This window comes from Streptomyces crystallinus, assembly GCF_039521265.1.
Taxonomy (GTDB): Bacteria; Actinomycetota; Actinomycetes; order Streptomycetales; family Streptomycetaceae; genus Streptomyces; species Streptomyces crystallinus.
In genome coordinates, this window is record NZ_BAAACA010000032.1 from 24,216 (window position 1) to 33,882 (window position 9,667).

A 9,667-nucleotide genomic window follows, 5' to 3' on the forward strand; every position below is an offset into this window, starting at 1 on the left:
CGCCGATGGGACCGGTGTCGCGATCTCGTGGGGAGCCGCCGCGACTCACCGTAAGGAGTGGGCGTCGTGACCGCGGAGACCTCCCAGACGCTCGACCGGGGACTGCGTGTCCTCAAGCTGCTCGCCGACACCGACCACGGCCTGACCGTCACCGAGTTGTCCAACAAACTCGGCGTCAACCGGACGGTGGTCTACCGTCTGCTCGCCACCCTCGAACAGCACGCCCTCGTACGACGTGATCTGGGCGGCCGCGCCCGGGTCGGCCTCGGTGTGCTGCGCCTGGGCCGGCAGGTCCATCCCCTCGTACGGGAGGCGGCCCTGCCCGCGCTGCGCTCGCTCGCCGAGGACATCGGCGCGACCGCGCACCTCACCCTGGTCGACGGCGCCGACGCGCTCGCCGTCGCCGTCGTCGAGCCGACCTGGACCGACTACCACGTGGCCTACCGGGCCGGGTTCCGCCACCCCCTGGACCGGGGCGCGGCGGGCCGGGCGATCCTCTCCGCCCGCCAGGCCGGCGGACTCGTCGACCCGGGCTTCACCCTCACCCACGGCGAGCTGGAGGCCGGGGCCAGCGGCGCCGCCGCGCCGCTCGTCGGGGTGACGGGGATAGAGGGGAGCGTGGGTGTGGTGATGCTCGCCGACGCCGTACCGGAAAGGGTCGGTCCGAGGGTGGTGGACGCGGCGAGGGAGGTCGCGGACGCGCTGCGGTGAGCCGGGGCGCGGGCCGTGTGGGGCGACCTGTGGGGCCGAGCCCCCGCAGGCCGCTCGGCGCGCCCCGATACATTGGGTCCGTGCACCCCCGTCACTCACGCCTCCGCAACCTCGCCATCGGCTCCGCCCCCGTCGTTGCGCTGTTCGCCGTCGTCGGCTTCGCGCCGCTGCCGTTCTCGGTGGCGCAGCCGGGGCCGACCGCGAACGTGCTCGGGGACGACAAGGGCAAGCCGGTGATCACCATCGAGGGCAGGCCCGCCCGTCCCACCACCGGGCAGCTGCGGATGGTGACCATCGTGGCGACCGGCCCCTCCCAGGACGTGGGGATCTCCGACGTCGTACGGGCGTGGTTCCGCACCGACCGGGCCGTGATGCCCCGCAACTCGGTCTACCCGTCCGGCGGCAGCGACGAGGAGATCAGCGAGCACAACCGGGCCGAGATGAAGGAGTCCCAGGACAGCGCCACCGCGGCCGCCCTGAACTACCTCCACCTCGGTGCCGGGCAGGTCAAGGTGACCCTCAACCTCGCCGACGTCGGCGGCCCCAGCGCCGGGCTGCTCTTCTCCCTCGGCATCGTCGACAAGCTCGTCGGCAACGGCTCCGGCGGCGAGCTCACCGGCGGGCGCACGATCGCCGGTACGGGGACGATCGAGGCGGACGGGAGCGTCGGGGCGGTCGGGGGCGTCTCGCTGAAGACGCAGGCCGCGCGGCGGGACGGCGCGACCGTCTTCCTGGTGCCGAAGGCGGAGTGCGCGGACGCGCGGGCGGAGCTGCCGTCCGGGCTGCGGTTGATTCCGGTCACGACGTTGTCGGGGGCCGTGTCGGCCCTGAAGGCCTTGGATAAGGGGGCGGACGTTCCCAGCTGTTGAGCTCGTCTGCGGGCCGGCGGGGGCTGGTCGCGCCCACGCGGCGGAGCCGCACGATGACACCGCCCCGCGCCCCTAAGGGGTTGCTCAGTGCGTCGCACCTGCGGGCTGCGGCATCAACTCCGTTCCGCCTTGCGGCCGTTGGTCATCCATCCCCCTCCACACCGGAAACACCAGCGGGCTCAGTGTCGTCGCCAGGTACAGCGCCCCCACCACCAGCAGCGCCCCCCGCGCCCCCGCCCCGTCCACCAGGAGCCCCGCCCCCAAGCCGCCCAGCGGCATGGCCAGTTCGCAGCCCGCCGTGAGTGCGCCGGAGACCCGGCTGCGCAGTTCCTGGGGGACGCGTTCGTACGTCACCGTCGTCAGGATCGGGTTGAGCATGCCGCCCGCCAGGCCGCCCAGCGCCATCGTGGCCGCCAGCGGCAGCGCCGAGCCGGTCAGCGCGGCCACCACGAAGCGGGGCGCGCCCGCCAGGACGAAGGCCGCGGTGAACACCGCGCGCCTCGGGAACCGGTGGCCCACCGCGCCGTACAGCAGTGCGCCCAGCAGGCCGCCCGCCCCGAACGAGGCGGTGAGCAGGCCGAGTTGGGTCGAGCCGCCCAGTTCGCGCTCGGCGTGGACCGGGAGCAGGACCGCGTTCCAGCCCTGGTCGAGGCCGTTGGTGACCATGACCATCACGGAGACCGCCAGCAGCAGCCGGGCGTGCAGCAAGTAGGCGTAGGCCTCGCGCAGTTCGGCCCGGTAGCCGCTGAGGGAGACCGGCGGCGCGTCCCGTACCGGCTCGGCCGCCCGGACGCCCCGCAGGCCGCACGCGACCAGGAGCGCGGACGTGCCGAACGTCGCCGCGTCCAGGAGCAGCCCGGACTCGGCCCCGACCAGTGCGATCAGCAGCCCGGCGAGCGCCGCGCCCGCCATCCTGGCGCCGCGCTGCACGGCGTCGAAGAGGCTGGCCGCGCGGGTCAGGGTGATGCCGGCCCGCTCGGCGAGGTCGGGGACCAGGACGTAACGGGCGGTCCGGCCGGGCGTCGCGGCCAGCCCTTCGAGCGCCATCAGCGTGCACAGCAGCCAGAAGTGGAGCGCCCCGGCGAAGTGGAGCAGCGGGATGGCACCGATGGCGAGCGCGCAGACCAGGTCGGAGCCGACGCTCACCCGCCGCCGCCCCAGCCGGTCGATGACCGGGCCCCCGACCAGGGCGGCTATGACGATCGGCAGGGTGGCGCAGAAGGCCACCACCCCGGCCCGGCCGGCGCTCCCGGTCGTCTCCAGGACGAACCAGGGAACGCCGATCAGGGTCAGTGAACTGCCCGCGGTGGAAATGGTGTTGGCCGTCAGAACGGCGGCCAGGGGAGTGCGTCTAGCGTCCTTCCGGTTCCCTTCGTCTCCGTGCCCCCCGTCCCCGCTCATGCGATACGGGTGCGGTGGCGCGGCGGGGCCGGCTGGGCGAGGCGGGTGCCCCACTCGACGAGCTTCAGGCCGACGTGGGTGCGTATGCGGTGGTCTTCGCGGCGCGGTACGAGCGCGTCGGCGGCCGCCAGCGCACGGAGTTCGGCCGCGCGCTGCTCGTGCAGGGTGAGGTACGTGTCGGGCAGCATGGTGCGTGATCCCTTCGCCGGTGCGGGGGTGCGGGTCAGTGGCTCTTGCGCGGGAACGCGTGCAGATGGACGCGGACCTGGGCGGTGTCCTCGGGGTTGGCCTGGGCGAGGTCGCGGTAGCTCTCGATGAGTTCGTGCGTCTTGTCGTTGAGCTCGCGCAGCTGCGCGGCGGTCAGCCGGAGCGTGAAGTCGCTCATGTCCGAGCTGGTGGACCACTCCTCGGGCCACTCGTTGGCGGTGCCCAGCCAGGTCGAGAGCTCCTGGGTGTGGATGGTGGCGATCTCGTGCATGAACAGGTCGACCGCGCCGCGCACCTCGGGGTCGGGGTCGCGGTGCAGCTCCTCGGTGAACGTGGTGCCCTCGTGGGCCGCCCGCCACCAGCGCTCGCGGCCCTTGCCGTGCTCGGGCGCGTCCTCGACGAAGCCGTGTGCGGCGAGCTGGCGCAGGTGGTAGCTGGTCGCGCCGCTGGACTCGCCGAGACGTTCGCCCAGCTGGGAGGCGGTGGCCGGGCCGTCGTGCCGCAGGGCGGCCAGCAGCCGGATCCGCAGGGGGTGGGCCAGGCCCCGCAGCGAGCGCGCGTCGAGCGAACGCTCGCGCGGCTCCTGCCTGGGGGTCTCGGGTTCGGCTTCCTCGTGCTCGGTCATGGTGCAACCGTAGCTTTGCAAAGGGATCTCTGCAAGTGGTTCTTTGCATCTACTTCTTTGCACCGGGATCTTTGCATCGGGGTCTTTGTGCCGGGATCTTTGCGCCGGGATCCCCGGAAGCGGGGAGCCAGGTCCGCGATCTCACCCCTCCTTGATGAACCCCTGCTCCACCAGCCACTCCTTCGCCACGTCGTGCGGGTCGCGGCCGTCCACGTCCACCCGGGCGTTGAGGTCCTGGGCGACCTCCGTCGTCAGCTTGGCGCTGACCGGGTCCAACAGGGCAGCCATCGACGGGTACTTGGCGTACGTCTTCGCGTGCAGCTCGGGCGCCGCGTTGTAGTTGGGGAAGAAGTGCCGGTCGTCCGCGAGGACGTCCAGGTCCATCGCCTTGATCCGGCCGTCCGTCGTGAAGACCTCGCCCAGCAGGCACGAGCTGGACTTGGAGACCTGGGTGTAGATGATCCCGGCGTCCATCTTCTGGATCCTGGACGCCGGGACGGACATCCCGTAGGCCTTCTCCATGCCCGGCAGCCCGTCGTCCCGCGAGGCGAACTCGTTCTCCACGCACACCGAGACCGCCGAGGGGTCCTTCTTCGCCAGCGCGGCCACGTCCGAGAGGGTCTTGAGCTTGTATCTGGCGTTGTTCCGCTTGCTGATGGCGAGGGCGTAGGTGTTGTTGAGCGTCGACTGGGGCAGCCAGGTCACCCCGTTGCGCACGTCCGCGTCCCGGACCGCCTTCCACTGCGCCCGCGGGTCGGTGATGGGCCTGCTGTTGCCGAGGTAGGTGATCCACGCCGTACCGGTGTACTCGTACATCGCGTCGGCGTCGCCCTTGACGATCGCCTCGCGCGCGCTGATCGAGCCGGGCAGGTTGGTGCGGTCGACGACCTCCGCGCCCGCCGCCTTGAAGACCAGACCGGCCATCTGGCCGAGGATGATGTTCTCGCTGAAGTTCTTCGACGTGACCGTCAGGGAGGCGCCCTTCAGGGGGCGGCCCCGGCCGATCGAGCCGGGCCGCACGTCGTCGACCATCGGGGAGCCGCTGGTGAGCCCGCAGCCCCCGGTGAGCGAGACGGCGAGCAGGGCGAGGGCACCGGCCGCGCCTGCCCATCGTGTCCGTACGCGGCCCATCACCCCACCTCCAGGCCGCGCGGGGTCAGCGCCACCTCGGCCAGCGACGCCAGCCAGTCCACCAGGAGGGCGAGCGCGACCGTGAGGACCGAGCCGAGGACCAGGACCGGCATGCGCTGGGTCTGGATGCCGGAGGTGATCAGGTCGCCGAGGCCGCCACCGCCGCCGAAGGTGGCCAGGGTGGCGGTGCCGACGTTCAGGACGAGCGCCGTGCGTACGCCCGCGAGGATCAGCGGGACCGCGAGCGGGAGTTCGACCCTGCCCAGGGTGCCCGGCGCCGACATGCCGATGCCGCGCGCGGCCTCCACCAGCTGCGGGTCGATCGCCCGCAGGCCCGCGACCGTGTTGGAGAGGACCGGCAGCACCGCGTAGATCACCATGCCGGCGATCGCCGTCGAGGGGCCGATGCCCAGCCAGATCACCAGCAGGGCGAGCAGTCCGATCGCCGGGGTGGCCTGGCCGATGTTGGCGACGGCCGTGACCAGCGGGGCGGCCCGGCTGAGGCCGCGCCGGGTCAGCGCGATGCCCAGCGGGACCGCCACCAGCAACACCCAGAAGGTGGAGATCGCGGTGAGCTTCACGTGCTGCCAGAGCCTTAGCCGCACATTGCCGTCGTCCAGGGAGTTCTTCGCGATCGAGTCCAGGTGGACGTTGGTGATCCACAGGAAGGTGACCAGCAGGACCACCGCCAGGACCGCGGGCAGGAACACCAGCTTCTGCCAGGTGATCCGGTGCGGCGCGGGCGCGGGCGGGGGAGCGGGCTCCGTCTCCTCGTCGGGGAAGGGAAGGCCGCCCGTCCCGCGCTCGCCCGGGGGGCGCTCGGGTGCGGTGCTCATCCGGACGCACCGCCGTCCGAGCCCTCCAGCTCCCGCTCGGTGAGCTGGTGGCGGGTCTCCTCCAGGTCGTGCTGGTGCTCGACGGCGGCCAGCCGGTCGGCCTCCAGGAGCTCGTGCACCGAGTTCATCAGGGTCTCCATGTCGACGACGCCGATGTACTCGCCGCGCCGCCCGGTCACCGCGACCCGCCCGCCGGAGTCGATCAGCACCGCCTCCAGGGCGTCGTGCAGGGTCGCGTCGCGGGTCACCGTGTCGTGCACCAGCTGCCCGGCCCGCGCCAGCGACCCCTTGGCCCGCATCAGGTCGCCGCGCCGCAGCCACTTGTACGGGCGGCCGCGCCGGTCCAGCATCAACAGCTCGCTGTGCGACCCGCCGCGTAGCTTGTTGAAGATCGACTGGAGCGGGTCGTCGACGGTGACGGTCGGCACGTCGGCCATCTCCACATCCCGTACGCGGGTGAGGTTCAGCCGCTTCAGGGCCGCGCCCGCCCCCACGAACCCGGACACGAAGTCGTCGGCCGGGTTGGTGAGGATCGCCTCCGGGGTGTCGAACTGGGCGATGTGCGAACGCTCGCGCAGCACCGCGATCCGGTCGCCCAGCTTGATCGCCTCGTCGAAGTCGTGGGTGACGAACACGATGGTCTTGTGCAGCTCGTGCTGGAGCCGGATGAGCTCGTCCTGGAGGTGGTCGCGGGTGATCGGGTCGACCGCGCCGAACGGCTCGTCCATCAGCAGCACCGGCGGGTCGGCCGCCAACGCCCGGGCCACGCCGACCCGTTGCTGCTGGCCGCCGGAGAGCTGGCGCGGATAGCGGCCGTGGAACTCGCGCGGATCGAGCCCGACCAGGTCGAGCATCTCCTCCACCCGGTCCTTCACCCGCGCCTTGGACCAGCCGACCATCCTCGGTACGAGCGCGATGTTCTCGGCGACCGTCATGTGCGGGAAGAGCCCGGAGGACTGGATCGCGTAGCCGACCTTGCGGCGCAGCTTCACCGGGTCGATGTCGGTGACGTCCTCGTCGTCGATCCGGATGCGGCCGGAGGTCGGCTCGATCAGCCGGTTGATCATCTTGAGCGTGGTGGACTTCCCGCAGCCCGAGGGCCCCACGAAGATCACGGTCTCGCCCGCCTTGATCTCCATGCTGACGTTGTCCACGGCCGGGCCCGGGTTGCCGGGATAGCGCTTGGTCAGGTTCTCCAGCTCGATGGCGGCGCCCGAGGTGGCGGCGGGCGCTCGGGCAGCGGTGGCGGACGGCTCAGGCACGGATCCCCCTGGGAATGGTCAGTCGGCCGATCAGGACGTACGCGGCGTCGAAGAGCAGGGCGAGCACGACGATGCCGAGGGTGCCCGCGAGCACCTGGTTGATCGCGTTGGCGCTGCCCAGCGAGGCGATACCGCGGAAGATCTCGTTGCCGAGCCCCGGGCCCGAGGCGTACGCGGCGATCGCGGCGATGCCCATCAGCATCTGCGTCGACACCCGGATCCCGGTCAGGATCGGCGGCCACGCCAGCGGCAGCTCGACCCGCAGCAGCCGGGCCGGGCGCGACATCCCGATGCCCTTGGCGGCGTCCACCAGCGAGGGGTCGACCCCGCGCAGCCCGACGATGGCGTTGCGGACGATCGGCAGCAGCCCGTACAGCGTCAGGGTGATCACCGTGGGCGCGACCCCGAGGCCCACCAGCGGGATCAGCAGACCGATCAGGGCGAGCGAGGGGATGGTGAGGACGGTGGAGGTGGCGGTGACGGCGAGTGAGCCCGCCCAGCCGCTGCGGTAGGTGAGCACCCCGATCGCCACCCCGAGCACGGTCGCGATCACCATGCACTGGAAGACCGCGCCGGCGTGCTGGAAGGCGTCCGTGAGCAGCTGCTGATGCCGGTTGGACAGGTAGCTCCAGAAGCTCATACGCGCCACCTCACCTCGGCTGCCGGCCCGGCCTCAGCCCCTGACGGAGTCCTCCGCGGCCTGTTCCACCAGCGGGATGATCCGCAGCGGAACGGGGTTCTCCATGACGATCGCCGTGGAGGCCCGGACGATGCCATCAAAACCGACGACCCGGTCGATCACCCGCTGGAGATCGGCGTTGGAGCGGGCCACCAGACGGCAGAGCATGTCCCCGTGCCCGGTGGTGGTGTGCAGCTCCAGGACCTCGGGCACGGTGGCCAAGTGCGCCCGTACGTCGGCTCCCTGGCCCTGTTTGATCTCCAGGGTGGCGAACGCGGTCACCGGGTAGCCGAGGGCCGCCGGGTCGACGTCCGGGCCGAACCCCCGGATGACTCCATTCGACTGAAGCCGGTCGAGCCGGGCCTGCACGGTGCCGCGCGCCACGCCGAGCCTGCGGGACGCCTCAAGGACCCCGATACGCGGCTCCCGTGCCAGCAGCACGATGAGCCGCCCGTCCAGATGATCGATCGCCATGAGCCTCTCCGGATGGTCACGATGTACAGAAAGTGGGTGTCGGCCGGTGCATGACTGGTCAGATTGTTCACCCGCAACGCAAACTATTGCGCACCTTGCAGGACGGGGGGAGCCTGCCGCTATGACTGAGACCATCGATCACACGCCCGACACCGCGCGGCAGGCCGACCCCTTCCCGGTGAAGGGAATGGACGCGGTCGTCTTCGCCGTGGGCAACGCCAAGCAGGCCGCGCACTACTACTCGACCGCCTTCGGCATGAAGCTCGTCGCGTACTCCGGACCGGAGAACGGCAGCCGCGAGACCGCCTCGTACGTCCTGACCAACGGGTCCGCCCGTTTCGTGTTCACCTCCGTCATCAAGGCGTCCACCGACCACGGCCGCTTCCTGGCCGACCACGTGGCCGAGCACGGCGACGGCGTCGTCGACCTCGCCATCGAGGTGCCGGACGCGCGCGCGGCGTACGCGTACGCCACCGAGCACGGCGCGACGGGCCTGACCGAGCCGTACGAGGTGAAGGACGAGAACGGCACGGTCGTGCTGGCCGCGATCGCCACGTACGGCAAGACCCGCCACACCCTGGTCGACCGGTCCGGCTACTCCGGCCCCTACCTGCCCGGCTTCGTCGCCGCCGACCCGATCGTCGAGCCGCCGGCCAAGCGCACCTTCCAGGCGATCGACCACTGCGTGGGCAACGTCGAGCTCGGCCGGATGAACGAGTGGGTGGCGTTCTACAACAAGGTCATGGGCTTCACGAACATGAAGGAGTTCGTGGGCGACGACATCGCGACCGAGTACAGCGCGCTGATGTCGAAGGTGGTGGCCGACGGGACCCTGAAGGTGAAGTTCCCGATCAACGAGCCCGCCATCGCCAAGAAGAAGTCGCAGATCGACGAGTACCTGGAGTTCTACGGCGGCGCCGGCGTCCAGCACATCGCGCTCGCCACGAACGACATCGTCTCGACGGTACGGGCGATGCGCGCGGCCGGTGTGGCCTTCCTGGACACGCCGGACTCCTACTACGACACGCTCGGCGAGTGGGCGGGCGAGACCCGGGTGCCCGTCGAGACCCTGCGCGAGCTGAAGATCCTGGTGGACCGGGACGAGGACGGCTACCTCCTGCAGATCTTCACCAAGCCGGTGCAGGACCGGCCGACGGTCTTCTTCGAGATGATCGAGCGCCACGGTTCCATGGGGTTCGGGAAGGGGAACTTCAAGGCGCTGTTCGAGGCGATCGAGCGGGAGCAGGAGAAGCGCGGCAATCTGTGATCCGCAACTCGCCGCGTGCGTCGGTGAGTTGAAGTAACGTCAAACCCCCGCGGCCCTTCCGGACCTGACCCGGAGGGGCCGCGGTGTCTTGTGCCCGGAGAGCCATTCCCCACCCCGCCCCTTCCCGAAAGCCCTGGGCGGGCGGCCTGTCTTTCGGCTGCGGACCGTGCTGGGTTGCTCGCGCAGTTCCCCGCGCCCCTAAGTA

Annotated in this window: 11 protein-coding genes; 3 read left to right on the forward strand and 8 right to left on the reverse strand. The window is 71.2% G+C overall.

Annotated features, from left to right (window positions below; genetic code table 11):
• Window positions 1-66 precede the first annotated feature (66 nt).
• Window positions 67-711, forward strand: coding sequence for an IclR family transcriptional regulator (locus ABD236_RS22675; RefSeq protein ID WP_190091831.1), 645 nt, complete (start codon window positions 67-69; stop codon window positions 709-711).
• 80 nt (window positions 712-791) lie between these two features.
• Window positions 792-1,580 (forward strand): YlbL family protein, encoded by a 789-nt coding sequence (locus ABD236_RS22680; protein ID WP_344076102.1) that lies wholly within the window; start codon window positions 792-794, stop codon window positions 1,578-1,580.
• An 84-nt stretch (window positions 1,581-1,664) separates the two neighbouring features.
• Here ABD236_RS22680 and ABD236_RS22685 read toward each other — a convergent pair whose 3' ends face one another.
• The 8 genes from ABD236_RS22685 to ABD236_RS22720 form a co-directional block, all read right to left on the reverse strand.
• Window positions 1,665-2,981, reverse strand: coding sequence for an MFS transporter (locus tag ABD236_RS22685; RefSeq protein ID WP_344076104.1), 1,317 nt, complete (start codon window positions 2,979-2,981; stop codon window positions 1,665-1,667).
• Entirely contained in the window at window positions 2,978-3,169 is a 192-nt protein-coding gene (locus ABD236_RS22690) for a hypothetical protein (RefSeq protein ID WP_344076107.1), read from the reverse strand. The genes ABD236_RS22685 and ABD236_RS22690 overlap by 4 nt, the downstream gene beginning before the upstream one ends.
• 35 nt (window positions 3,170-3,204) lie before the next feature.
• Entirely contained in the window at window positions 3,205-3,813 is a 609-nt protein-coding gene (locus tag ABD236_RS22695) for an ArsR/SmtB family transcription factor (protein ID WP_344076109.1), read from the reverse strand.
• Between the two features lie 141 nt (window positions 3,814-3,954).
• Window positions 3,955-4,944, reverse strand: a complete 990-nt coding sequence (locus ABD236_RS22700; protein ID WP_344076111.1) for a glycine betaine ABC transporter substrate-binding protein — start codon at window positions 4,942-4,944, stop codon at window positions 3,955-3,957.
• Window positions 4,944-5,780 (reverse strand): ABC transporter permease, encoded by an 837-nt coding sequence (locus ABD236_RS22705; RefSeq protein ID WP_344076113.1) that lies wholly within the window; start codon window positions 5,778-5,780, stop codon window positions 4,944-4,946. Before ABD236_RS22705 ends, ABD236_RS22700 begins: the two co-directional genes overlap by 1 nt.
• Window positions 5,777-7,042: a betaine/proline/choline family ABC transporter ATP-binding protein gene (locus tag ABD236_RS22710; RefSeq protein ID WP_344076116.1), complete on the reverse strand. Its 1,266-nt coding sequence runs from the start codon at window positions 7,040-7,042 to the stop codon at window positions 5,777-5,779. The genes ABD236_RS22705 and ABD236_RS22710 overlap by 4 nt, the downstream gene beginning before the upstream one ends.
• Window positions 7,035-7,682, reverse strand: a complete 648-nt coding sequence (locus ABD236_RS22715) for an ABC transporter permease (protein WP_344076118.1) — start codon at window positions 7,680-7,682, stop codon at window positions 7,035-7,037. The genes ABD236_RS22710 and ABD236_RS22715 overlap by 8 nt, the downstream gene beginning before the upstream one ends.
• Before the next feature lie 33 nt (window positions 7,683-7,715).
• Window positions 7,716-8,195 carry an Lrp/AsnC family transcriptional regulator gene (locus tag ABD236_RS22720; protein WP_283143301.1) on the reverse strand — a complete coding sequence of 160 codons (480 nt, stop codon included), beginning with the start codon at window positions 8,193-8,195 and terminating at the stop codon, window positions 7,716-7,718.
• A gap of 121 nt (window positions 8,196-8,316) precedes the next feature.
• Between ABD236_RS22720 and hppD the strand changes: the two genes are divergently transcribed.
• Window positions 8,317-9,462, forward strand: coding sequence for a 4-hydroxyphenylpyruvate dioxygenase (gene hppD, locus ABD236_RS22725; RefSeq protein ID WP_344076123.1), 1,146 nt, complete (start codon window positions 8,317-8,319; stop codon window positions 9,460-9,462).
• Window positions 9,463-9,667 lie beyond the last annotated feature (205 nt).

Coding starts and splice junctions, on each gene's coding strand:
- ABD236_RS22720 (WP_283143301.1), bottom strand. CDS start 8,195: ATGGCGATCGATCATCTGGACGGGCGGCTCATCGTGCTGCTGGCACGG.
- ABD236_RS22700 (WP_344076111.1), bottom strand. CDS start 4,944: ATGGGCCGCGTACGGACACGATGGGCAGGCGCGGCCGGTGCCCTCGCC.
- ABD236_RS22715 (WP_344076118.1), bottom strand. CDS start 7,682: ATGAGCTTCTGGAGCTACCTGTCCAACCGGCATCAGCAGCTGCTCACG.
- hppD (WP_344076123.1), top strand. CDS start 8,317: ATGACTGAGACCATCGATCACACGCCCGACACCGCGCGGCAGGCCGAC.
- ABD236_RS22695 (WP_344076109.1), bottom strand. CDS start 3,813: ATGACCGAGCACGAGGAAGCCGAACCCGAGACCCCCAGGCAGGAGCCG.
- ABD236_RS22685 (WP_344076104.1), bottom strand. CDS start 2,981: ATGAGCGGGGACGGGGGGCACGGAGACGAAGGGAACCGGAAGGACGCT.
- ABD236_RS22690 (WP_344076107.1), bottom strand. CDS start 3,169: ATGCTGCCCGACACGTACCTCACCCTGCACGAGCAGCGCGCGGCCGAA.
- ABD236_RS22705 (WP_344076113.1), bottom strand. CDS start 5,780: ATGAGCACCGCACCCGAGCGCCCCCCGGGCGAGCGCGGGACGGGCGGC.